Annotated in this window: 24 protein-coding genes, 1 other RNA gene and 1 pseudogene; 6 read left to right on the top strand and 20 right to left on the bottom strand. The window is 62.5% G+C overall.

The genetic code is table 11. The features are described from left to right. Nucleotides 1-2: 2 nt before the first annotated feature. The 6 genes from ilvN to NKI47_RS09920 form a co-directional block, all read right to left on the bottom strand. Nucleotides 3-575 (bottom strand): acetolactate synthase small subunit, encoded by a 573-nt coding sequence (ilvN, locus tag NKI47_RS09945; protein ID WP_023676680.1) that lies wholly within the window; start codon nt 573-575, stop codon nt 3-5. 66 nt (nt 576-641) lie between these two features. Further along, nucleotides 642-2,393, bottom strand: coding sequence for an acetolactate synthase 3 large subunit (locus NKI47_RS09940; protein ID WP_352589589.1), 1,752 nt, complete (start codon nt 2,391-2,393; stop codon nt 642-644). Between the two features lie 352 nt (nt 2,394-2,745). Then, on the bottom strand, nt 2,746-3,906 hold the full coding sequence (locus NKI47_RS09935; RefSeq protein WP_352589586.1) for a PcfJ domain-containing protein: 1,161 nt from the start codon (nt 3,904-3,906) through the stop codon (nt 2,746-2,748). A gap of 219 nt (nt 3,907-4,125) precedes the next feature. After that, the gene (locus tag NKI47_RS09930) at nt 4,126-4,653 is read right to left on the bottom strand and encodes a GNAT family N-acetyltransferase (RefSeq protein ID WP_352589584.1); all 528 of its coding nucleotides are present in this window, start codon (nt 4,651-4,653) and stop codon (nt 4,126-4,128) included. 21 nt (nt 4,654-4,674) lie between these two features. Further along, a complete protein-coding gene (locus NKI47_RS09925; protein WP_352570433.1) occupies nt 4,675-4,986 on the bottom strand; it encodes a hypothetical protein in 312 nt (103 codons plus the stop codon). 1 nt (nt 4,987) lies between these two features. Then, a complete protein-coding gene (locus tag NKI47_RS09920) occupies nt 4,988-5,554 on the bottom strand; it encodes a helix-turn-helix domain-containing protein (protein WP_352589580.1) in 567 nt (188 codons plus the stop codon). A 150-nt stretch (nt 5,555-5,704) separates the two neighbouring features. Here NKI47_RS09920 and NKI47_RS09915 point away from each other — a divergent pair, with 150 nt between their 5' ends. Then, a complete protein-coding gene (locus NKI47_RS09915) occupies nt 5,705-7,531 on the top strand; it encodes an ATP-binding protein (RefSeq protein WP_352589577.1) in 1,827 nt (608 codons plus the stop codon). A 36-nt stretch (nt 7,532-7,567) separates the two neighbouring features. Here the strand turns inward: NKI47_RS09915 and NKI47_RS09910 are convergent, their stop codons facing one another. The 3 genes from NKI47_RS09910 to miaA form a co-directional block, all read right to left on the bottom strand. Next, on the bottom strand, nt 7,568-7,954 hold the full coding sequence (locus NKI47_RS09910) for an ester cyclase (protein WP_023676687.1): 387 nt from the start codon (nt 7,952-7,954) through the stop codon (nt 7,568-7,570). Nucleotides 7,955-8,086: 132 nt separating this feature from the next. After that, nucleotides 8,087-8,881, bottom strand: coding sequence for a GGDEF domain-containing protein (locus tag NKI47_RS09905; RefSeq protein WP_023676688.1), 795 nt, complete (start codon nt 8,879-8,881; stop codon nt 8,087-8,089). A 104-nt stretch (nt 8,882-8,985) separates the two neighbouring features. After that, a complete protein-coding gene (gene miaA / locus NKI47_RS09900) occupies nt 8,986-9,954 on the bottom strand; it encodes a tRNA (adenosine(37)-N6)-dimethylallyltransferase MiaA (RefSeq protein ID WP_352589732.1) in 969 nt (322 codons plus the stop codon). On the opposite strand from miaA, the gene serB reads away from it, so the two are divergent. After that, entirely contained in the window at nt 9,944-10,831 is an 888-nt protein-coding gene (serB, locus tag NKI47_RS09895; RefSeq protein ID WP_352450067.1) for a phosphoserine phosphatase SerB, read from the top strand. The two genes, miaA and serB, sit on opposite strands and share 11 nt — an antisense overlap. After that, nucleotides 10,828-11,385 (top strand): GNAT family N-acetyltransferase, encoded by a 558-nt coding sequence (locus NKI47_RS09890; protein ID WP_352589573.1) that lies wholly within the window; start codon nt 10,828-10,830, stop codon nt 11,383-11,385. Before serB ends, NKI47_RS09890 begins: the two co-directional genes overlap by 4 nt. Nucleotides 11,386-11,447: 62 nt before the next feature. Here NKI47_RS09890 and NKI47_RS09885 read toward each other — a convergent pair whose 3' ends face one another. From NKI47_RS09885 to NKI47_RS09865, 5 genes are all read right to left on the bottom strand, one after another. After that, nucleotides 11,448-12,965 carry a DegQ family serine endoprotease gene (locus NKI47_RS09885; RefSeq protein ID WP_352575150.1) on the bottom strand — a complete coding sequence of 506 codons (1,518 nt, stop codon included), beginning with the start codon at nt 12,963-12,965 and terminating at the stop codon, nt 11,448-11,450. 146 nt (nt 12,966-13,111) lie between these two features. Next, nucleotides 13,112-14,074, bottom strand: a complete 963-nt coding sequence (gene hflC / locus NKI47_RS09880; RefSeq protein WP_023676692.1) for a protease modulator HflC — start codon at nt 14,072-14,074, stop codon at nt 13,112-13,114. Continuing rightward, nucleotides 14,074-15,168: an FtsH protease activity modulator HflK gene (gene hflK, locus NKI47_RS09875; RefSeq protein ID WP_352589570.1), complete on the bottom strand. Its 1,095-nt coding sequence runs from the start codon at nt 15,166-15,168 to the stop codon at nt 14,074-14,076. The genes hflC and hflK overlap by 1 nt, the downstream gene beginning before the upstream one ends. A 162-nt stretch (nt 15,169-15,330) precedes the next feature. Further along, entirely contained in the window at nt 15,331-15,849 is a 519-nt protein-coding gene (locus NKI47_RS09870; protein WP_023676694.1) for a dihydrofolate reductase, read from the bottom strand. After that, nucleotides 15,849-16,859, bottom strand: coding sequence for a DUF4424 domain-containing protein (locus NKI47_RS09865; protein ID WP_352589567.1), 1,011 nt, complete (start codon nt 16,857-16,859; stop codon nt 15,849-15,851). The genes NKI47_RS09870 and NKI47_RS09865 overlap by 1 nt, the downstream gene beginning before the upstream one ends. 140 nt (nt 16,860-16,999) lie before the next feature. Here NKI47_RS09865 and cobF point away from each other — a divergent pair, with 140 nt between their 5' ends. After that, nucleotides 17,000-17,773 carry a precorrin-6A synthase (deacetylating) gene (cobF, locus tag NKI47_RS09860; protein ID WP_352589564.1) on the top strand — a complete coding sequence of 258 codons (774 nt, stop codon included), beginning with the start codon at nt 17,000-17,002 and terminating at the stop codon, nt 17,771-17,773. Between the two features lie 33 nt (nt 17,774-17,806). Here the strand turns inward: cobF and NKI47_RS09855 are convergent, their stop codons facing one another. From NKI47_RS09855 to NKI47_RS09830, 6 genes are all read right to left on the bottom strand, one after another. Continuing rightward, nucleotides 17,807-18,148 carry a winged helix-turn-helix domain-containing protein gene (locus tag NKI47_RS09855; RefSeq protein WP_023676697.1) on the bottom strand — a complete coding sequence of 114 codons (342 nt, stop codon included), beginning with the start codon at nt 18,146-18,148 and terminating at the stop codon, nt 17,807-17,809. A gap of 81 nt (nt 18,149-18,229) precedes the next feature. Next, nucleotides 18,230-19,342, bottom strand: a complete 1,113-nt coding sequence (gene modC, locus NKI47_RS09850) for a molybdenum ABC transporter ATP-binding protein (protein ID WP_352589561.1) — start codon at nt 19,340-19,342, stop codon at nt 18,230-18,232. Beyond that, entirely contained in the window at nt 19,339-20,043 is a 705-nt protein-coding gene (gene modB, locus NKI47_RS09845; protein WP_023676699.1) for a molybdate ABC transporter permease subunit, read from the bottom strand. The genes modC and modB overlap by 4 nt, the downstream gene beginning before the upstream one ends. A 15-nt stretch (nt 20,044-20,058) precedes the next feature. Then, a complete protein-coding gene (modA, locus tag NKI47_RS09840; protein ID WP_352589558.1) occupies nt 20,059-20,850 on the bottom strand; it encodes a molybdate ABC transporter substrate-binding protein in 792 nt (263 codons plus the stop codon). Between the two features lie 285 nt (nt 20,851-21,135). Then, nucleotides 21,136-21,930, bottom strand: a complete 795-nt coding sequence (locus tag NKI47_RS09835) for a thymidylate synthase (protein ID WP_023676701.1) — start codon at nt 21,928-21,930, stop codon at nt 21,136-21,138. A 113-nt stretch (nt 21,931-22,043) separates the two neighbouring features. Next, the gene (locus tag NKI47_RS09830) at nt 22,044-22,355 is read right to left on the bottom strand and encodes a DUF2853 family protein (RefSeq protein WP_023676702.1); all 312 of its coding nucleotides are present in this window, start codon (nt 22,353-22,355) and stop codon (nt 22,044-22,046) included. A 162-nt stretch (nt 22,356-22,517) separates the two neighbouring features. Here NKI47_RS09830 and ssrA point away from each other — a divergent pair. After that, nucleotides 22,518-22,873: a transfer-messenger RNA gene (gene ssrA / locus NKI47_RS09825) on the top strand. 113 nt (nt 22,874-22,986) lie between these two features. Continuing rightward, nucleotides 22,987-23,526 (top strand): annotated as a pseudogene (locus tag NKI47_RS09820) (AAA family ATPase). Nucleotides 23,527-23,591 lie beyond the last annotated feature (65 nt).

The raw sequence follows: 23,591 nt of genomic DNA, 5'->3' as shown, positions 1-23,591 counted from the left end.
GATCACATCCCTTGCGGGCCGCGGTTCATCGCCGCCACTCCGGTACGGCAGATTTCAACCAGCCCGAGCGGTTTCATGATGGCGATGAACTGATCGAGCTTGGAGCCCTTGCCGGTGATCTCGAAGATGAAATGCTCGGTGTTGGCATCGATGACGCTGGCGCGGAATGCATCGGCGAGCCGGAGCGCCTCGACGCGGGCTTCGCCGGTGCCGGCGACCTTGACCAGCGCGAGTTCCCGCTCCAATGGCCGCTCCTGTCCGAATTCCTGCGACCGCACGGTGAGATCGACGACGCGGTGCACCGGCACGATGCGCTCGAGCTGGTGCTTGATCTGCTCCAGCACGTGCGGCGTGCCGCGCGTCACGATGGTGATGCGCGACAGGTGCTTTTCGTGCTCGGTTTCCGAGACCGTCAGGCTCTCGATGTTGTAGCCACGTCCGGAAAACAGGCCGATGACCCGCGCAAGCACGCCCGGCTCGTTGTCGACCAGGACCGAAAGCGTGTGGTTCTCTGGTTTTTCCGTCTCCTTGGCGATGAAATAGGCGGAGCCGGTCGGTTGCAACTGTGCGTTCATGACATCAATCTCGATTTCAAACTTTTGCGCTAATCTGCTGTTTTCGCACAGCTTCCTTGAACCAGGCTACACCAGTTCCCTGCCCTTGGCGTCGATAGCGTTGGCCACAGCTTCGTCCGTCGCCTCGCCCGGCAACAGCATCTCGTTATGCGCCTTGCCGGACGGGATCATCGGGAAGCAGTTGGCGAGCGTCGCCACGCGGCAGTCGAACAGGACGGGCTTCTTGACCGCTATCATCTCCTTGATGGCGTCGTCGAGCTCGTCCGGCTTGTCGCAGCGAATGCCGTGGCCGCCATAGGCTTCGGCGAGCTTGACGAAATCCGGCATCGCCTCGGTGTAGGAGTGCGACAGCCGGTTGCCGTGCAGCAGCTGCTGCCACTGCCGCACCATGCCCATATATTGGTTGTTGAGGATGAAGATCTTGATCGGCGCCTCGTGCTGCACCGCGGCGCTCATCTCCTGCATCGTCATCTGCACCGAGGCGTCGCCGGCGATATCGATGACCAGCGCATCCGGGTGCGCGATCTGCACGCCGAGCGCGGCCGGCAGGCCGTAGCCCATCGTGCCCAGTCCGCCAGAGGTCATCCAGCGGTTCGGCTTCTCGAAATGATAGTGCTGTGCCGCCCACATCTGATGCTGGCCGACCTCGGTGGTGATGTAGGTGTCGAGGTCCTTGGTCAGCGCATAGAGCCGCTGGACGGCATATTGCGGCATGATCACCTCGTGGTTCATCTTGTAGGCGAGCGAATCGCGCGCGCGCCATTTGGCAATCTGCTCCCACCACGGGTGAAGCGCCTTCTTGTCGGCCTTGGCGGTTGCCCGCCACAGCCGCACCAGATCCTCCAGCACGCGCCCGACATCGCCGATGATCGGCACGTCGGTGTGGACGTTCTTGTTGATCGAAGACGGGTCGATGTCGATGTGGATCTTCTTCGAATTCGGCGAAAACGCCGTCAGTCGCCCGGTGATACGGTCGTCGAAGCGCGCGCCGATGCAGAGCATGACGTCGCAATCGTGCATCGCCATGTTCGCTTCATAGGTGCCGTGCATGCCGAGCATGCCCATCCAGTTCTTGCCCGATGCCGGATAGGCGCCGAGGCCCATCAGCGTCGAGGTGATCGGAAAGCCGGTGAGGTCGACCAGCTCGCGCAGCAGATGACTCGCCTCCGGGCCGGAATTGATGACGCCGCCGCCCGAATAGATGATCGGCTTCCGGGCAGCCGCCATCAGCTCGACCGCCGCCTTGATCTTCTCCAGATCGCCCTGGACCTTCGGCTGGTAGCTAGTGCGCGGCGCCGTCTGCGGCGGGACATAGATGCCCTTGGCGAACTGAACGTCCTTCGGGATGTCGACGACGACCGGACCGGGGCGCCCTGTCGTTGCCACATGGAAGGCCTCGTGGATTGTTGCCGCGAGCTCGTTGACGTCCTTCACCAGCCAGTTGTGCTTGGTGCAGGGCCGCGTGATGCCGACCGTGTCGCACTCCTGGAACGCATCGGAGCCGATCAGCGAAGTCGGCACCTGGCCGGTCAGGCAGACCAGCGGGATCGAGTCCATCAGCGCGTCCTGCAATGGCGTCACCGCATTGGTGGCGCCCGGCCCCGAGGTCACCAGCATGACGCCGGCCTTGCCGGTCGAGCGCGCATAGCCTTCCGCCGCGTGGCCCGCGCCCTGCTCGTGGCGGACGAGGATGTGCTCGACCTCGTCCTGCTGGAAGATTTCATCGTAGATTGGCAGAACCGCGCCGCCCGGATAGCCGAAAACATGCTTGACGCCATTGTCCTTCAGCGCCTGCACCACCATTTCGGCGCCCGTCATTTCGCTCCTTGGCATTTCAGTTCTTGGCATTTCGCGCCGCTCATTCTGTCCACTGCTCATCGTTCTGGTCCCGTACTGTTCGCCATCTGGCGATTGCTCGTCGTTTAGTCGTGTTTCGGGCAATAAAAAAGGCCCCCGAGGGAGCCTGTGTCTTGCGCATGGGAGGTCATCGCCCGGCGGTTACACCGCCTTGCCCACGCGCTTTCCTACGAGAATGAGTGCCTTTTTCATGGTGGCGGACAATAGAATTGGTTTGACGCCGCTGTCAACGGCGAATGTGCACTTGGCCTGACGTCGGCACATCCGCCCATTGTGCACCCGCGCCGCCTTTCCGCCGCGCGGGTGTTCCGTTTCAGGCGCAGAGCACCACACCCCTCGCCTTGGCCCAGCGCTCGATGATCTTGCGCTCCTCGAGCGAGGCGAGACGATTGCCGAATCCGCGCACCTGCACCGCACGGTTTTGCGGGTCGAGTTCGATCGTCAGCAACCGCTCGATCTTGCCGAGCGCCGAGCGCCGCAGCACCCAGATCGAGGCATTGCCGGCGATGCATTTGGCCGCGTATATCGAGACGCAATGATGCATCGCCCGGCTCTCGGCGACCAGATCCTCGGCTGTCCTCAACTGACGGACGAAGAAACGCTCGCCATGCGCCTTTGCCTCTTTGGTCGACGGCTGCCAGTCCCAGTCGTCGAGGCACGAGCCGTCCCAGGCGCGACCCTGCGACTGCGTCCCGGCAGTACGCGTGGCCCGCCCGGCAGCGCGGCGGCGCATTGCCTCGATGCGTTCGATCGCGGCAATGTCTCGATGCCATTCCAGCATCTGCCGACGCAGCGAGGCGAGCGTGCGACCCTTCAGGCTGTACGCCGCATCGCGCTGGTGCACGGCGCCGATATAGTCGCATAGATCGTCGATCTCCTCCTTCGACGCGGGTTGCCCGCAGAAGAACCGTGTCACCTCGCGCCAGAAGGCCAGATCGTTACGTGGCGTGCGCGCGATTTTCGACTTGGCAAGTCGGGCCGCCAATCCGGAATCATCCGTGTAGGACCGGGCGATCGCCACCCAAAATGCCTCGTCGAACGTGAAATCGCTGGGCAAGTTCAAGAAGCAATGCACCTCCTTGCGAGACAGCCACGCACGGGCGCCCGCCTTGTAAAGCGAGTCACCACGCGCCACTGCGATATGCCAAGCCTTGCGAAGCGTAATCTCGCCGGCATTCAACCCCGAGCTGTCCAGCCAGATCCCCTCGAGCGCGGCTGTAACCGGGTAGCGCGCATAGAGATGACGCGCCGCGGCCAGCCGCAGCCGCGCGGGGTCGCGCGTCTTCAGCATTGGACGCCACAGCGCGCCGTCGCGGATCGCCATGCCGGCAAAGCCCCGACGTGCCTCGTCGAGCGCCCGCTCGAAATCCGGAGCGGGACGCGGGACGGGAAAAACCCGCCGCAGCGTTACGGCATATGCTTCAATGCGTTCGCGCTCGGCATCCTGCCTGCGCTGGATCATGGACTTTGCCATGGCCGTTCTTCCTGATTGGAACCCTGTCGGCCGCACGCAATTCCAGCGTCGGCACGGAATGTGTCGATCTGGATCGCCGGGTCATTGACAGGTCTCCTTTCAGGACGACGGATCAGAATGGGCGGCTTCTCTAAGCTCGCCGCCAATTTGACGCAAGAGCCATTCTTTCCATGCCCGCGATGGTCTGACGGGTGTTGCAAAGGTGCATCGTTGTCGCCATCACCGTGTCCGGCCGACGCGTTTCCAGTAGATGAGGGTGCCTGTCAGCCCGCCATGCGGCTTCAGCGCATAATCCGGTATTTCGCCGGCCAGCGTGAAGCCGAGCTTTTCATAGAGGCCGGAAGCCCCCTCCTCTTTTGCCGTGTCGAGGACCAACAGCGTGCGGCCTTTCTCCACGGTAACGGCTTCCGCCGCCTCCATCAGGCGGGTTGCGATGCCCTTGCCGCGATAATCGAGGCGGGTCATCAGTTTGGCGATCTCGGCCCGGTGCGGCTGGTTGGGAGGGCAGTCGAGCAGCAAGGTGACGGTGCCGACCAGAGCCTCGCCGTTCCAGGCCCCAAGCACCGCCCTTTCGCCTCTGGCGGCCGCATGAAGCGACCTGTTCCAGAAGGCCGCGGCCATCTCCGGCGCCAGCGGATGCATGAAGCTGACCGAGCCGCCGGCAGCGACTGTCCCGATCAGCAGATCCGCCAGCATTTTTTGCGTTCCGTCAGTATTGCTGAGTGGTCTGATTTCGATCGAACTCATGTGGTTCCCCTGCGCCGTCCGTCAATCGAAATGACTGGTCCGCTTCCGCTTCCTGGCCCGCCGGATTTCCGCGATGCGATCGGCGTCTTCCTCTTGCAGATGTCGCCCGCGTTCCAGCAGTTCGAGCGTGTATTCCTCATAGGTCAGGCCCAGCCGCTCGGCCTTGTCCAGCCGCATCAGCATGATCTCGCGGCTTGGCGCTTTCCACGCCTGGGCATGGGCGGTCCGCCAGGCAAGAAACACATAGGGCTCACCCTTGCCCCAGGGCGGACCGTTATAGTCGTCGAGCGGCGGACCGCCATTGTCGGAGCGTTTCGGACGGCGCGCCTTCACCTCAGCTCCTGGCCAACGCAACCAGATAGTCGGCGGCGTCCGGCCCCGGAGCGTGAAAGACGCAATCGGATGGCGCGCCGAGCGCCAGGCAGTCGCCCGGTTCGAGCCGGTGAACGATGTCCCCCTCGGTGAATTCCAGCCCCCCGGAGATCAGCCATATCTGTTGCCTGATGAAGGCATAGGACGCCGCCGGGAAACTTACCTTGGCGCCGGCCGGCAACTGGATCCGGATCAGTTCGAGGGGTATGTCGGAGACCGGCGAAAGATGCCGACGCACATAACCCGTAGCCGGATCGCGCCAGAGCGGCTGGTCACGTTCGCGAAGCAGGCCACCGCCCTGCAATTCCGCCCTTGCGATCAATGTGGACAGCGTCATGCCGAAGGCGGCCGCAATGCGCACAAGGAGTGCCGCCGTCGGGCTGGTCATGCCGCGTTCCACCGTGCTCAGCATGGCTTTCGAAACATCGGACCGCTCCGCCAGCTCTGCCAGGGACCAGCCTCGAGCCACTCTTTCGGCATGTATTCTTCTGCCGATGGTCGAGGAGATGTCGTTCGCTATATCATCCATTAATCCAATATATCGAAATTTTTCTACGGAGCAACGGCCGTTTCATCCATTTTTCGCAAACTCCTTAATGTCCGCTAAACCATCCGGCCTCATCCCACCTTAACCCCGTTCGCCTAGACTCATCGCTTGGGAAAAGGGATCGGCGTGTCCATGCTCGTTGAACGCGAAGCCTCCATCGGGGAACCGACTTTGCTGGAGCGCCGCAGGGCGGAGCAGAACGACAAGCGCATTCTGGGCAATGTCGTGCAATGCGACGGCGCGCGCGCCACCATCAGCGCCTATGCCGACGATATCGAAGGCACGGTCACCGGCCTGTGGAGCGTCGGCAAGATGATCTCGATCAATCTCGGCGCGTCACGAACCGTCGGCCTGGTCTACGAAATCGGCAAGTCGGATCGTGCCTGGAGCAGCGAGGGCCAGAATCCGATCGAGGTCAGCATCGAATTGATCGGCGAGGTGCGCGACGGTGCTGAACCCGGCGCGAAGCCGATCTTCGACCGTGGCATCACAACCTACCCGCATATCGGCGCCATTGCCCATCGTATCCGCAGCCGCGACCTGCAGGCCGTCTACGATCTCGCCGGTCGTCATTCGATCACCATCGGCACGCTGTCGCAGGACGAGGCCATCGACGCCAATATCGCCATCGACGATACGCTGGCGCGCCATTTCGCCATTGTCGGCACCACCGGGGTTGGCAAATCGACCGCCGTGTCGCTGCTCTTGCGCAAATCGATCGCCGCCCGGCCCGACCTGCGCGTGCTCATCCTCGATCCACACAACGAGTTCGCCGCGTCGTTGCCCGAATATTGCCTCAGGGTCGATTCGACGACGCTCGACCTGCCCTTCTGGATGTTCAAGCTCGAGGAATTTGCCGAGGTGCTGTTTCGCGGCCGCGAGACGGTTCCGGAAGAGGTCGACGCCTTGCGCGATCTCATTCCCGCGGCCAAGAATCTCTACCGCAATCCGAACTCCGGCAACTATCTACGGCGCAGCACCGATGCGCTGACCGCCGACGCGCCAGTGCCCTATCGCATTGCCGACCTCATCAAGCTGGTCGACGAACGCATGGGATTGCTGGAAAGCAAGAACGATCGCCCGACCCTCAGGTCACTGAAGACACGTATCGAATCGGCGGCATCCGATCCGCGCTACCGTTTCATGTTCAACTCGCGCCTGATCGAGGACACCATCCACGAGACGATCGGCAACATCTTCCGCGTGCCGCATCACGGCCGCCCTGTGACCTGCTTCGAAATGGCCGGCATGCCGTCCGAGGTGGTCAATTCCGTATGCTCGGTGCTGGCGCGGCTGGCCTTCGACCTGGCGTTGTGGAGCGAAGGCCGCCTGCGCCTGCTCTTCCTGTGCGAGGAAGCGCATCGCTATATGCCGGCCGATCCGCGCCTCGGTTTCGCGCCGACGCGGCACGCGCTGTCGCGCATCGCCAAGGAAGGCCGCAAATATGGCTGTTATCTCGGCGTCGTCACCCAGCGCCCGGGCGAACTCGACCCGACCATCCTGTCGCAGTGCTCGACGTTCTTTGCCATGCGGCTCGCCAACGAGCAGGACCAGGCGATCATCCGCTCGGCGATCGCCGACTCCTCGGCTTCGACGCTGGCGTTCCTGTCTTCCATGGGCCAGCGCGAGGCCATTGCCTTCGGGGAAGGCGTGGCGACGACGATGCGGATGAAGTTCGAAAAGCTCTCCGAGGATTTGATCCCCGGCACCGCCAAGCGCGCGGACGCCTTGCAGTCCGAAACCGGCGACGAGGTCGACCTCGTGGCGATCGTCGAACGGCTGCGCAACGTGCCGAAATCACAGCAGGCAATGCCTTTCGCGGAAGTCGTCGATCCGGGCCGGCAGGCCGGCGATTCGGACTATCGCAAGCCGTCGGCCGCACGCACCCAGCGAAACGACGATTTCGACTTGCGCTACGGCCTCAAGCCGGCGACCTTCGGCCTGCGTCCCCCAGAATGATTGAGCCGAGCGACTTTTAGGCAGCGCTCGCAGATATCAAAGCTGAGTTTCGATGGCTGTCTTGTCTATAACTGACCACACCTGGCGAATTTTCCCTCTCTGAAACTCATAAAATACGTTCTCGGCAAACGAAATTCTCTTCCCGCTTACATCGAGCCCAAGGAACGTTCCCCTTGGCGCGCAGTCGAAGCTTAGCCGGCTCGCTACATAAGGCGGATCGGCAACCAATAGCTGAATGTCGAAGTAAAGGTCCGGAATTTCGTCGAAGTCTCTCACCAACATTTCGAGATAGCCGGACAATCCGAGCTTGCGACCGTTGTGGGTCACTTCATCATGAACAAACCGCCCCAGATTTGGCCAATCCTGCTTGTTCAGGCATGCAATATAGCCTCGGTAAAGACCGGAGAGATCGGATTTAGTCACGGCAACACCTCTATTTCCGGCAAGCCCCGCAAAGGCAGCATCTCAGCTTGACTGGGTGACGTCGGTCTGCGTGCACCGGAAACGCAGAAAACGATACCAGACGGCCGGCATCAGGAATTCAATGACGGAATTTCAGGCACAGACGCGGTTGCGCCCTTGCCTCTTCGCCTCATAGAGCTGGCGATCGGCGCGGCGATAGAACTCCTCGGCGGTTTCCTTGCGATCCCAGACGGCAAGCCCGACGCTGGTGGTGATTTTCAGTCGGACATTGCCCGTCAGCACCGACATGTTGGCGATCGCCTTGCGGATGCGCTCCGCGAATTTGGATAGCAGCTCGGCGTCCATATTGGGCGTGACCACCGCGAACTCCTCGCCGCCCAGGCGCGCCACCACGTCGTGATAGCGTGTCATGTCCTTGAGACAGTTGGCGACCGCCCGCAACACCTCGTCGCCGACATCGTGGCCGTGGCTGTCGTTGACCTGCTTGAAATGGTCGAGGTCGAGGATCATCAGCCCTACTGGTTTCTCGATGCGACGGAACTCTTCGAGATATTCCTTCAGCGCATCGTCGAAATAACGCCGGTTCTGCATGCCGGTGAGGCTGTCGGTGAGCGCCGCGTGCTCTAGCGTTTCCGAACGCGCGCTGAGCGAAACGGTCATGGCGCGCAGCTTGCCTTCTTCCGTCGCCTGCTTTCGGATCAGCGGGTAGATGAAGAAAATGCCGAAGAACAGCGCAGTCGCCAGCAGCACGCCCGTCGCAAACAGCAGCTTGTTGAGATAGACGATTTCATCGAGTTCCGAAGGCGTATTGCTAATGTCGGCGGCCAGGGTTTGCAGGAGCCCATAGGCGTAAAGCGTCACCAGGCCGGCGGCCAGGATCACAAAAATAAAGACGAAAAAGGCTGATTCCGCCTTGTGGAAACGCATCTGCTCCCCGTTGGAAAGTTCGTAACGATCTTATGGCATGCGGGAACTTACGGACAGTTAACCTGGACAACTTCAACGCGAAATGTCCCCTCGGTGTCGACTTTTCAGGTTGCGCTCGAACGAGGGAGTGAGAGCATCGAGTCGATCCCCTCACCAGGACGCAATCTCTGCCATTCCGGGCCCAATTGGTGCCTGAACCAGGTCGCCTGCCGTTTGGCATATTGCCGCGTCGCGATTTTCGCGCGCTCGATGGCCTCGGGAAAACTGAAGGCGCCGGCCAGCGCGGCCTGAAGCTCGCGAACACCGATTGCTTTCATCGCCGGCAGGTCGGGATCGAGGCCGAGCGCTGAAAGCTGTTTCACCTCGTCCAGTGCCCCCTTGTCCAGCATGCGGTCGAAGCGAGCATCGATCCGCTCCACCAGCGCCGCTCGCTCCGGCTCGATGACGAAAAAGCGCGCGCTGCTCCTGTCGATCAACGGCCGGCCACGCGCGGCCTGCCAGTCCAGGATGGAACGCCCCGACGCGTCGAGCACCTCCAGCGCCCGCACGATGCGCTGGCCATCCGTCGGCTTAAGCATCATGCCGGCCGCAGAATCCTCGCGCAACAGGATGCGGTGCAATCTCACTGCGCCCTGTTCCTGGAGCTCGTAGCGCCAGCGATCGCGGATCGACTTCGGAATGTCGGGCATCTCCGAGATACCTTCCGTGAGCGCCCGGAAATAAAGCCCGGTACCGCCGACGAAAATCACTGGCCGCTCCGAGAGCGTGCCGTCATCGATCAGCTTCGTGACATCACGCAACCAGGCGCCGGTGGAATAGGCGGTGGACGGATCGACGTGTCCATAAAGAAAGTGGGGGACGCGGGCGAGTTCGGCAGGACCAGGCCGCGCCGTCAGCACGTCGAGCACCGAATAGCCTTGCATAGAATCGGTGTTGACGATGACACCGCCATTGCGCTCGGCGAGGTCGAGTGCGAGCGCCGACTTGCCGCTGGCGGTCGGCCCGGCTATCAGGATCGCGTTCTTCACGCGGCCTTCGCCCGCCTGTCCGCTGGAATTTTCGATGCCGCTGATCGCCACGCTTCTATCCCATCCCGCCGGCCGCGCATTGACGCCGACGCTAGCGAATATGGCCTCGCGGTCGGTCGGCGCAAGCGCTGTTCGCTGGCTGGCCGAAGGCATCGCCTGCGAACTCGACTTGCCGGAGACCGCCGACGCTTCCGAAATAACGGCGCGCCTGCAGGCCGCGCTTGCTTCCGAACCGATCGACGTGGCCGTCCAGCCGGCTGAGAACAGGCGCAAGAAGATCCTGATCGCCGACATGGATTCGACGATGATCGACCAGGAATGCATCGACGAGCTTGCCGACGAGATCGGCGTCAAGGATCGCGTCGCCGCCATCACGGCGCTATCCATGAACGGCGAGATCGCATTCGAGCCGGCCTTGCGCGAGCGCGTGGCGCTGCTCAAGGGTCTCGATGCCGCAATCATCGACCGCATCATCGACAATCGCCTGACGCTAGCCTCCGGCGGCCGCACGCTCGTCCAGACAATGGCGGCCAATGGCGCCTGGACGGCGCTGATCTCCGGTGGTTTCGACATCTTCACCACCCGCATCGCAGCATTGCTCGGCTTTCACGAAAATCGCGCCAACCGCCTGATCGAGCAGGATCGCCGCTTCACCGGCTTGGTCGCCGAACCGATCCTCGGCCGCGCCGCCAAGGCCGAAGCCCTTATCGAGATTTCCGCCCGCCTCGGCCTGACGCCTGCCGATGCCATTGCCGTCGGCGACGGCGCCAACGATCTCGACATGATCCGTCTTGCCGGCATCGGCGTCGCCTTGCATGCCAAGCCGGCCGTGGCAGCCGAGGCAAAGATCCGCATCGACCACGGCGACCTCACCGCCTTGCTTTATCTGCAGGGTTATCGCCGGGAGGAATTTGTCGAATGACGCCGATCCGCACCGAGCGCCTGATCCTGCGCAACTGGGGAGATCGTGACCGCGAGCTCTTCCATCGCATCAATTCCGACGAGCGCGTCATGGAATTCTTTCCGTTTCGGCGTGACCGTGCCCAGTCGGACGCCAAGATGGAGGAGTTGCGCGCGGCTATCGATCGCGACGGCTTCGGCTTCGCGGCCGCTGAGATCGCAGCCACAGGTGAATGCATCGGCTTCGTCGGCATAACCCGAACCGATCATTTGCCATTCCTGCCGCCCGGCACGATCGAGATCGGCTGGCGGCTGGCACCCGAATTCTGGGGCCGCGGCTATGTCACCGAAGCAGCCGAAGCCTGGCTCACCTATGGCTTTGAAAGACTTGGCCTCGACGAAATCGTGTCCCTCGCAGTCAAGGATAACAGCCGGTCCACTGCCGTCATGGAGCGCCTAGGCATGATCGCCGACCCGGCCTCCGACTTCGACCATCCCGGTGTTCCGGACAGCCACACCGCACTCAGGCGACATCTCTTCTACAGGCTGTCACGCACAGACTGGCAGGCAAGATAAAGAGCGGCCCGCTAGCCGCCCTTTTTCGTTTCAAGATCAGAGTGTTGCAGGCTCTTCCGGACTCAATCCATCCGGATTGTCACAAACCTCAGCTCGCCGGTCTTCGACGCCAGCATCAAAAGCGCGTTCTTGCGCCCCTGCTCCTTCAGCGCGCCGATCCGGTCCATGACGTCCTTGGGCGTTGCGACCGATTCCTGCGCGATCTCGGTGATCACTTCGCCCGGCTGGATGCCGCGTTCGGCAGCCGCCGAATCCTTGGAGACGTCGGTCACGACGACGCCGGAGACGTCGGCGGCAATGCCGAACTTCGTGCGCGTCTCCTCATTGAGCTCGCCGATCGTCATGCCGAGCACGGCAGCCGTCGAAACCGCAGGCGCCTTGTCGGCATCGTCCTGGTCGGTGTTGCCGTTTTCACCGCCGCTGGCAAGCTTTTCGCCGTCCTCGAGCCGGCCGAGCGTCACCTTGACGGTCTGCTCGACCCCTTTGCGCACGATGATCACGTCGACCGCCTTGCCGACCGGGCTCTCCGCCACGACGCGCGGCAGGTCGCGCATTTCATGGATGTCCTTGCCGTCAAATTTGATGATGACGTCGCCGGCCTGGATTGTGCCGTTGTCGACCGGCCCGCCCTTGATGACGCCGGCGACCAGCGCGCCCTTGGCGGTCGCCATGCCCAGGCTTTCGGCAATGTCGTCGGTCACCGGCTGGATGCGCACGCCGAGCCAGCCGCGCCGCGTCTCGCCGAACTGGCGAAGCTGGTCGACGACGCCCGAGGCAAGCTGCGACGGGATCGAGAAGCCGATGCCGATCGAGCCGCCCGATGGCGAGATGATTGCCGTGTTGATGCCGATGACCTCGCCGCTGCTGTTGAACAGCGGTCCGCCGGAATTGCCGCGGTTGATCGCGGCATCGGTCTGGATGAAGTCGTCATACGGGCCGGAATTGATGTCGCGATTGCGTGCCGAGACGATGCCGACCGTCACCGTGCCGCCGAGACCGAACGGATTGCCGATCGCCATCACCCAGTCGCCGACACGCATCGTGTTGGAATCGCCGAACTTCACCGCCGTCAGCTTGTGCCCTTTCGGATCGACCTTCAGCACCGCGACATCGGTCTTGGTGTCGGTGCCGACCAGCGTCGCCTTGAGCGTCACCCCATCGGAGAAATTCACCTCGATGTCGTCGGCATCGGCAATGACGTGGTTGTTGGTCACCACGATGCCCTGCTCGGCGTCGACCACGAAGCCGGAGCCCAGCGACTGCACCTTTTGCCCGCCGCCGCCCTTGTCGCCGCCACGGTTCTTGAAGAAATCGTCGAAGAAGTCCTGGAAGGGCGAGCCCTCCGGCAGCTGCGGCATCGGCACTGCGCCCGGCCCCTCAGTGCCTTTAACAGTCTGCGACGTCGAGATGTTGACCACGGCGCCAAGCAGGCCGGCGGCGAGATCGGCAACCGAGGGCGGCCCGTCGGCTGCCATCGTCGGCGCCACGAACGACGGAACGGCAACGGCGCCGACCAGAAGCGCAGCGGCCCCGGCGATGAACGTCCGCCTCGCTGCACGCAGAAGGGTGGTGGATGTCATCGAAAGGCCTCCGGGTGTTCTGAAAAAAAACCGCTTCGGCAAAAATGCCGGTCCGCGTCATGTTGGCAAGAAATAAGGCACGTTTGCGGCTATGGCTACCGCCAGAGAATAAATCCTCTGTTACGCCGGCTATCCCTGCACCGGCCCTACTGGCCGGTGCTTGGCTGCGCTGCCGGTGGGGCGGGAGCGGCAGGTGCTGGCGCTGGTGCCGCCGGTGCCACAGGCGTTTCCTTGCTGTCCGGGTCGCGGAAGAAGCGGAAGAACTCGGAATTCGGCGACAGCACCATCGTCGTTCCGGCGCTGTTCAGCGCCGTGCCATAGGCATTCATCGACCGATAGAAATCGAAGAAGGCCGGATCGCGCTGATAGGCCCCGGCAAACGTGGCACTGCGCTGGGCTTCACCTTCACCGCGCAGGATTTCAGACTCTTTTTGCGCTTCGGCGACGATTTCGACCACTTCGCGGTCGGCGCGAGCCCTGATCCGCTGCGCTGCCTCATTGCCTCGCGCCCTCAGCCGCTCGGCTTCGGCGAGACGTTCGGCCTTCATGCGATCGAAGGTCTGCTGCGAGACTTCGGCCGTGAGATCGGTGCGGCGGATGCGGACATCCTCGATCTGCAGGCCAAGCGAGGTGGCATCGGGCCTCAGCTGATCGCGCACCTCGCGCATCATCACCGCGCGCTCTTCCGAGAGCGCCGCCTCGAAGTCTCGCAGGCCATAGACGCGGCGCAAGGCGGCGTCGAGACGCGTCCTCAGCCGGGCCTCGGCCAGTTCGATCTGGCCGGACACCGCGGCGCGGAACACGCGCGGATCCGAGATACGATAGGCGATAAAGGCATCGACCTCATAGAATTTGCCGCCCGAAACCTGGACACGGATGTTGTCGAGGTCGAAGCGCAGGACCCTGTTTTCGATCAGCTGCACGGTGTCGGCATCGAAGAAGGAGAATGGCGCCTTGAAATAGATGCCCGGCTGGTTCTTGACGTCGACGATTTCGCCGAACCTGAGCACCAGCGCCTGCTGGCGCGCATTGACGACGAAGACCGACGAGTAGAGCAGGAACAGGATGACCGCGGCGATGACCGCAATGACGGGAAGACGGTTGGCCATCACTGGTTTCCTCCGGTGGTCGGTGTCGGCGCCTTCTGCTGCAATGCCGGCAGCGGCAGGTAGGGAACGACCCCTTGCCCGTTGCCTTGCTCGACGATGACCTTGCTCGAATCCTTCAGCACCCTCTCCATCGTTTCCAGGTAGAGTCGCTTGCGCGTCACCTCCGGCGCCTTGGCATATTCGTCATAAACCGAGATGAAGCGCTGCGCCTCGCCTTCGGCCTCCTGCACGACCCGGTTTTTGTAGGCGGCCGCGTCTTCGCGGATCTGTGCGGCCGCACCGCGTGCCTGGCCGAGCTTCTGATTGGAATACTGATTGGCCTGCTCGACGAACTTGTCCTCGTCCTGCTCGGCGCGCTGCACCTCGTCGAACGCGTCTGCCACCTCGCGCGGTGGCGCGGCGTCCTCGATCGAAATGGCGTTGACGTTGAGGCCGGCCTTGTAACCATCCAGCGTCGTCTGGATGATCTCACGCACCGACGCCGCGATGCCTTGCCGGTCGTCGCGGAAAATGTCCTGCGCCGGGCGCCGGCCGACCGCTTCGCGCATCGCGCTTTCGGCGACCTGCTGCAGCATGCCGTCCGGGTCGGACACGTCGAATAGATAGGCCTTAGGGTCGGAGACCTGATAGGCCACAGAGAACTGCACATTGACGATGTTCTGGTCGCCGGAAAGCATCAGGCCATTGCCGCTGGAACTGCCGCCGCCGATACTGACAAGCTGCTCGGCGATGTTGGCGGTCTCGACCGTTTCGATGGGCCACCAATGGAAATGCAGGCCAGGCTGCGACAGCTCCGCCTTCGGCTTGCCGAACCTGAGTTCCACCGCAACTTCGTCGGGCTGCACGGTGTAGACCGCCTTGAACGCCCATAGCACCACCAGCGCCGCGGCAATCAGCCCGAACACGGCAGGGCTCGCGCCACCGCCGCCCGGCAGCGCGCGCCGCAACCTGTCCTGCCCGCGCCGGATGATATCCTCGAGATCGGGAGGCGAGCCCTGCGGGCCGCTGGGTCCTTTTGGTCCCTGACCCCAAGGCCCCTGATTGTTGCCGCCGCCCCACGGGCCGCCGCCGCCGCTCTTGTCGTTCCAGGGCATGAATGTCCTTTCGCTTGGAATTCCCTCAAGCGCCGGCTCACCGGCGCAAAATCCAATATTATTATTCTATAGGGATGCAGCGGCACGCTTTCAACGCGATCGGCTGCCGCCACTGTCCGCCTTTTGGGTCCATCTAGACCTGTCGCGACCCCTTTGTCGCCTTCAATGCACGTCGCGGCGCCGCTCGTAAACCGAATAGCGTGTCGCATGGCTGTCCTTTTCGCCAGCCTCCACCTCCTGCGAGCGGACGATCCGCCACAGCGCCGGATCGATCGGCGGGAAATGGGCATCGCCGTCGACCGCGGCCAGAACATGGGTCACGTGCAGCCGATCGGCCAACGGCAGCGCCTGAGCGTAGATCTCGCCGCCGCCGATGACGCAGATCTCGTCGGCGCCGGCCATGCAGCGCCCGCGCACCGTCGCCAGCGCGATTGCGTCCTCGATCGAGTGCGCGACTTCGACGCCCTCGGCGCGCCATGCCCTGTCTCGTGTCACCACGATGTTGAGCCTGCCCGGCAATGGGCGGCCGATGCCTTCATAGGTCTTGCGGCCCATGATGATGGGCTTGCCCATCGTATCGGCTTTGAACCGCTTGAGATCGGTGGACAGCCGCCACGGCAACCCACCCTCGCGCCCGATCACGCCGTTCTCGGCGATGGCGACATAAATCGCGAGGTCCATCAGCCGCCGTTTCCGCCATCGGATGGCTCCAGCAGCAATATGTCGATGTCGTGCTCGGGGTAGAAGTTCTGCGCCTTCATCTCGAACGTCGTCGGTCCGATCTTCCTGACGTTTTCGCCGCAAAACGAGACCAGGTTCTTCGGATCGCCCTTGTCGACGGTCAGCTTGAACGTGCCGATGTTTCCCGACGCCCAGTTGCCGCCCGTGGTCAGGATATAGGCGATGCGGTTCTCGAAATATTTGGGGTAGCCGTCGGGATCGTCCTTGGCTGCCTTGCGCACGGCATTCTCGAAGGCATCGTCCATGCAGTAGCGTGTCTTGTAGGCGGCATACTGACCCTGGAACTGGCCGTCATAGAAGAAGCTGACCGAGGAGGTGCCGCCGACGCTCGGCTTGTAGCGATGCGAGACATGGACCGCCTTGTTGGCCGGAAACGTCGAGCGCCACCAATAGGTCGAGCGCAATTGCCAGAACGGCGTATAGACGGTCTTCATGCCCGAACCGTCGTCGGCAGTGTCCTCGATGATGATGCCGCGGTTGACCCAGTCGTCGGCGACCGCTTGCGGCAGCTTTGCCAGCGCTGCCTTGGCCCCATCGCCGAACGGATAGAATGGCACGGCCTGCGCCTTCAGGTCAGCGCCGATGTCGATGCCGAGCGCGAACACCTTCTGCTCGAGCTGCGGCTTTGCCGGCACCCCGTCGATCGTCACTTCGAAGCCGAGGAAATTGTCGCTCTGCGCCTCCGGAATCGCCGGTATTTCTTCGGGATCGCCTTCGATGTCGGGCATCGGAAAGGCGACGATCGCATCGACATCCTTGTCGGTGTTGTTGCGGAAGACGTAGTCGACCGTCACCTTTTCCGGCGAGATGTAGAGATCCTCGCTTTCCATCGCCACCGCATCGCTGCGCGAAAGGATCAGCCCACCGGTGCCGAGTTCGGCGACCGAATCATTGGCGAGCGCAGGCGTAGCCGAGAGCGCCAAGGCTGCGGTCAGGACGTAACGGAACATGGAAGCTCCCCCGGCGAGATGCCAACATGACTCTAGCTGTTCAATGTGGCGTTTCAAAGCCTTTCGGCAAATGCGCCGGCGCCCGCCGGCATGTCGTGTCGGTCTAGACACGCCGGTCCCGATCGGGCAGGAGTTCGCCCATGCGCAAGCTTCTCGTCATCGGCATCGGCGCCGGCAATCCGGAGCACATGACGGTCCAGGCCATTAACGGTCTCAACCGGGCCGACGTGCTGTTCATTCCCGACAAGGGCGCCAAGAAGAACGATCTCGCCGAATTGCGCCGCCAGATCTGCGACCGCTTCGTCATTAATCCGAACTCGCGCCGTGTCGAATTCGAGGTGCCGGTGCGCGCCGAGCCGGCGCCTTCCTACCGCTCGACCGTCGACGACTGGCACGAGGCGATCGCCGCGATCTACGAAGGCCTGATCCGCGACGAACTCCCTGAAGATGGCTCCGGCGCCTTCCTGATCTGGGGCGATCCGTCGCTCTACGACAGTGCGCTGCGCATCCTCGACCGCGTGCGCCTCAGAGGCAGTGTAGCGTTCGAGCTGGAGGTCATCCCTGGCATCACCGCCATCCAGGCACTCGCAGCCAGCCACAAAATGGCATTGAACCGGATCGGCGACGCCATTTTGATCACCACCGGCCGCCGGCTCGCCGAGGAAGGTCTGCCCGAAAACGCCGGCAGCACCATCGTCATGCTGGACGGCAAATGCGCCTTCAACACGCTGGACGACAACGACGTCACCGTCCACTGGGGCGCCTATCTCGGGACGCCCGACGAGATCGTCATCTCGGGCCGGATTGGCGACGTCGGCGACAAGATCGTGAGCACCCGTGAGCAGGCCCGCCGGAAAAAAGGCTGGATCATGGACACCTATCTGCTGCGCAAGCCGGGCGAGCCTAAGAAGTAACAGGGATCACACGCGGCATGAATTCCGCCGGCGTCACGCTGCGTCGATCTCGGCCTGCAGCGCCTCCATATGCGCCGCCGCTGCTGAAGACGCAGCCCGCTCGATCGCGCGGAAGCGGCTGACCACAGCAAGCCCAACCGATGTCAACTGGGCGCCACCGCCTTTTTTGCCGCCCGTCTGTGCCGCAACCAGCGGCTTGCCGAACACGCGGTTCATGTCTTCGACCAGATCCCAGGCGTGCTTGTAGGACATCTCCATGCCGCGTGCCGCGGCCGAAATCGAGCCGAAGGCGGCGATCTGTTCCAGAAGCTCGATCTTGCCCGGTCCGATGCGGCCATCTGGATCGAGATTTATCCGCAAACTCAGCGACGGCATTTGCTCCTCCGCGGTGACGCTATTCTACAAGTTCTGCAGCGATACCGCTATTCCAAAACGATATAGCGAATCATCGGCCGTTCACTCATCCGCCTCGGCGGGCAGGCCGGCGCCGGTATTCGCCCGGTCGAAGCTCACCGTCTTGACCACGGCGAAGACCTGTCGACCAAGCCGAAGCCCCAGTGTCTGCCGCGACTGTTCGGTGATGCGGGCAAGCACGGTTGCGCCATTGCAGTCGAGGCCAATCTCGACCGTAGGCCCTTCGCCCGGCTCTATCGCCACGATCGTGCCCGGCAATATGTTGAGCGCGCTGAGGCCAACCGGCTGCTCGGTGGCGATCATCACGTCGCGGGCACGGATGCGGACGCGCACCGGCGCACCGGCTGGCGTTGCCAGAAGCGGCACCCGGATCTCGCCCGCCAATGAGCCTAGCACCGTCATGCCAAAGGCTTCGTCGTGGCGCAGAACCGCGGTATCCAGCACGGCACCGCCCTCGCCGCGCTCTTCGGCCGGCAATAGATCCAGACGCTGCATGATCGCTCCGGTCGGACCGGAAGCGGCGACCTTTCCTTGCATCAGCACCACGACGTCGCTCGCCAGCCGCGCCACTTCGGCGATAGAGTGGCTGACATAGACGATCGGGATTTTCGTCTCGTCGCGCAGCCGCTCGATATAAGGCAAGATCTCGGCCTTGCGCCCCTCGTCGAGCGAAGCCAGCGGCTCGTCCATCAGCAGCAATTTCGGACTGGCAAGCAGCGCCCTGCCGATTGCCACACGCTGCTTCTCGCCACCGGAGAGTTTTGCCGGCCGCCGGTCGAGCAAATGGCCGATCCCGAGCAGTTCGACCACGCCATTGATATCCGCGTAACGCTCGGCAGCCGGCGTGAACCAGCGGCCATAGCGCAGATTGCTCGCCACGCTCATATGCGGAAACAGCCGCGCATCCTGGAACACCATACCGATCCGCCGTTTGTGCTTCGGCACGAACAGACCGGCATCGCTATCGACCAGCACGCGGCCGTCTGCCGCGATACGACCTTTGTCGGGGCGGATCAGCCCGGCAATCAAATTGATCAGCGTCGTCTTTCCGGAGCCGGAAGGCCCGAACAGCGCAGTCAGCCGCCCGGCGCTTTCGAAGCGGGCATTGACGGTGAAATCGCCAAGCCGGTGGCTGATGTCGACCTGAACCGTCATTCGATGTCCATCCGCCGGCCGACGCGCCGCGCCAGCACTTCCGAGGCAACAAGTGCCGCCATCGAGATGACGATCGAGATCAGCGTCAGCCTGAGCGCGCCGGCGTCGCCGCCGGGAACCTGCGTGAAAGTGTAGATCGCCGACGGTAGCGTCTGCGTCTCGTTCGGAATGTTGGAGACAAAGGTGATCGTCGCGCCGAATTCGCCCATCGCCTTGGCGAAGGAGAGGATCGCACCGGCGATCAGGCCGGGCAGGATAAGCGGCAGCGTGATCGTGCCGAATACCCATAGCGGATTGGCGCCGAGCGTGCCGGCGGCCGCCTCGATTTTGCGGTCGACGGCCTCGATAGACAGCCGGATGGCCCGCACCATCAGCGGAAAGCCCATCACGCCGCAGGCGAGCGCGGCGCCAGTCCAGCGGAAGGAAAAAACGATGCCGAAATGTTCGGCCAGGAAAGCGCCGGCCGGACCACGTTTGCCGAAAGTCAAAAGCAGCAAATAGCCGGTCACCACCGGCGGCAGGATCAGCGGCAGATGCACCAGACCATTGAGCAGCGTCTTGCCCCAGAACTGGCCGCGGGCAAGCACAAGAGCGATCAGAATGCCCGGCGGCAGGCTGGCAATCATCGCCACGGTCGCCACCTTGATCGACAGCCGGACCGCATTCCATTCGTCGGGAGCGAGATCCAGCAGCCAGTTCATGTGCGGTGCCGTACGTCAGTTGCTCGGCGCGAGGATTGTAAAACCTTGCGCCTTGAAGAGTTCGCCAGCCTTGGCGGATTGCAGGCATTTCAGGAATGCCGGGGTATCCCTGCTCTTCGAATCGGCAAGCTGGGCGACCGGATAGATGATCGGCGGATGGGTACCCGCGGGGAAAGTGCCGACCACCTTGACGCCAGGTTCCGCATGCGCATCCGTGGCGTAGACGATGCCGAGTGCTGCCTCGCCGGTCGATACCAGTTTTAGAGCGGCGCGGACATTCTCGGCCTGCGCCACCTTGCCTTCGACCGAAGACCAGGCACCGAGCGATTCGAGGGCTGCCTTGCCGTATTTGCCTGCCGGCACAGCTTTGACATCGCCCATGGCAAGTTTGCCGTCACCGACGAGCTTGGCAAGATCGAAACCCTTTTCGATCCTGGTTTCAACCTTGGAATCCCGCGGCGCAACCAGCACGATCTGGTTACCGAGCAATTTCACTTCGGTGCCGGGCTTGGTCAGCTTCCTGTCGGCAAGATATTTCATCCAGTCGAGATCGGCCGAGATGAACAGGTCTGCCGGCGCGCCGCTTTCAATCTGCCTGGCCAGCGCCGAGCTCGCCGCGTAGGAAATGGTCGCCGCCTCGCCGACATCGGCCTCGCAGGCCTTGTTGACGGCATCGAGCCCATCCTTCAGGCTCGCCGCGGCAAACACGACCACCTTGTCATCGGCATGGGCCGCCGGCACCGCGGCCATCAGCATGGCGGCGAGACCCGCGATGGCAATCGTCGTCGAACCTTTGCGCGCCAGCATGAAACTCTCCTCGTCTCAGAACGCCCGAAGCCGTCCATCGATATATCCATGTGAACATAACAAGGAAAGGCTCTTTACCGCCGACGGCATTCTGAGCTGAGGTTTTCCCGGCCTGCGATAATCGTCGTTGGATACAGCGGCGTCGAAGCCGAAGGAAATATTCACATAAAATCAGCGACCCGGGATTGCGCGTGAGGTCGACGTCGGCCGATCGAGATTGATGCTGACAACGCCCGAGGGCGCAGCCGCAGTAGGCAATTTCGATATGGATGGTCAGGTATGGTGCTAGACCGCGATCGGCGCCTTGATCGTCGCGTCGGCGAAATAGTTCTCGAGCCGGAAATCCTCGAAGCGGAAGGCAAAGAGATCCTTCACCTCGGGATTGATCCACAGCGTCGGCAACGCCTTGGGCGTGCGCCGCAATTGTTCGCGCGCCTGTTCGAAATGGTTCGAGTAAAGATGCGCGTCGCCGAGCGTGTGGATGAAATCGCCGGGTTTCAATCCGGTCACCTGCGCCACCATCAGCGTCAGCAACGCATAGGAAGCGATGTTGAACGGCACACCGAGAAAGATATCGCCCGAACGCTGGTAGAGCTGGCAGGAAAGCTTGCCTTCCGAAACATAGAACTGGAACAGGCAGTGGCAGGGCGGCAAGGCCATGGCCTCCACCTCGGCCGGGTTCCACGCCGAAACGATCAGCCGCCGCGAATTAGGATTTTTGCGTATCTCCTTCAGAAGATTCGCAATCTGGTCGATGGCGCCGCCATGGCCGTCCGGCCACGACCGCCATTGTTTGCCATAGACCGGGCCGAGATCGCCGTTCTCGTCGGCCCACTCATCCCAGATCGAGACGCCGTGATCGTTGAGATATTTGATGTTGGTGTCGCCGGCCAGGAACCACAAAAGCTCGTGGATAATCGACTTCAGGTGCAGCTTCTTGGTGGTGGTGACCGGAAAGCCGCGGGCCAGGTCGAAGCGCATCTGGTAGCCGAATACCGAGCGCGTTCCGGTGCCGGTGCGGTCGCCGCGATCGGCGCCGTTTTCCAGCACATGCTTCAGAAGGTCGAGATACTGGCGCATCGGCTCCGGTCCGATTCGGGTTGTCAGCCATCATAGCCGAATGACCGTCGGCCGAACACAGCAAAGCGACACGATTCCAGCAGAAGCCTCACCAGCACCGGCGGCGAGGTTGCTCAGAGCGAGCCGAGCATGCCCAGATCCTTGGCGACGAGGTAATAGAATGTCACCCGGCTCTTGCTGTTGTCGGCCGCCATAGCCTTGCAGGTCTTTTCGATAGCCGCATCCGCCTTGGCACCGTCGGTGACGCCGAGCTTGCCGGCGACCCAGCTGTTCCTGACGCGCTTCAGTTCCTCCGGGTCGGTGCAGGACACCAGCGAGGAATCGCGGTTCCTGAGCGCGATGCCCAGATGCTTGACGATCTTGGCGACCGCGTCGGCATCCGCCGCCGCATCATATTTCTTTACGTCTGCGAGATAATCGGCCATCGAATTTCCCCTCGTCGGCGCCACGGGATCCGGTCAATGAGGATTGTGGCGCGCTGCCGCAAGTATGCGCTAGGTCTCCTCACCGCCACAAAGCTTCGGTTGAGACCGGCTGCAAGTCAACCCCTTGATGATCCACTTTAACACGGACGAAAGTGGCATTCCGGCCTTTCATTTTCCACCGTCAGTCCCTATATTCGCCTCGTCGGCTCGACCGACTATGGCGATAAACAGGCGATGAAATAAGCCGTTCGGACCCGGGGGCGGTACCCGGCGCCTCCACCAAAAACCGCTGCTCAGGAGCGGCTTTTGCTGGGGGCGAAATAGGATCGACGAAGGTGTAAAGATCGTACTTTTGCCCGGCATTGTACCACCGTTATCGGGCTAAACTTATAGTTGCCAACGACAACTATGCGGAAGCACGTCTCGCCGCGTAAGCGGTGCGATAGCTTCAATTCAAGCCCTAGTGGTTCGCACTTCTAGGCGGGGTTCGGAGGTACCTGGCAACAGAAACCTCCATTTCTCCCTCTCGACATATGCAGAAGCAGGCCCCGCCGGCCGGGCTTTCATGTGCCCTGACGGGTCCAAAAAATCCCTGTCTTCATACTTCCCCCATCCAATCCATGGATCAGAAATGCGAAACGATTCCAATCGGTTTTTCGTGCTGACCGGCGGTCCGGGCTCAGGCAAGACAACATTGATCGACTCTTAAGGTGGCAGGCCTCGCAACCTCGGGCGAAGCCGGGCGCAGCATCATTCACGACCAATTGGCGATAGGCGGCAAGGCCCTGCCCTGGCGGCTCTGTTCGCCGAGTTGATGCTGTCTTGGGAGTTGCGCTCCTACCGGATCGCGGGCGAGCAATCCGGCCTGGTCTTCTTCGATCGCGGCGTGCCGGACACTCTTGGCTATCTGCGCCTGACCGGGGTGCCGGTTCCCGATCACGCCACGAATGCCGCCCGACGCTTCCGCTATGCCAGGCGCGTCTTCGTCGCGCCGCCATGGCCAGAAATCTTTCGGCAGGACAACGAGCGCAAGCAAACGATGGACGAGGCTGAACGCACCTTTCACGCACTCGTCGCCGTTTACACGGAACTAGGCTACGAGCTGGTGCCGCTGCCCTTGGCGCCCGTCGAAACGCGGCTGCGGTTCGTCCTCTCCGAGACAGCGTCGTAGCGAAGCGCCGCAAGCGACGGTTTTGCGAAAGCCCAAGGGCCTCCCATCATCGGAACCTCCGATGG

The sequence above is a fragment of the Mesorhizobium sp. M0633 genome, from assembly GCF_040320645.1.
In the GTDB taxonomy this organism is placed as follows: Bacteria; Pseudomonadota; Alphaproteobacteria; order Rhizobiales; family Rhizobiaceae; genus Mesorhizobium.
Note: the sequence above shows the minus strand (reverse complement) of the source record. Positions and strands in the feature narration are given on the sequence as shown.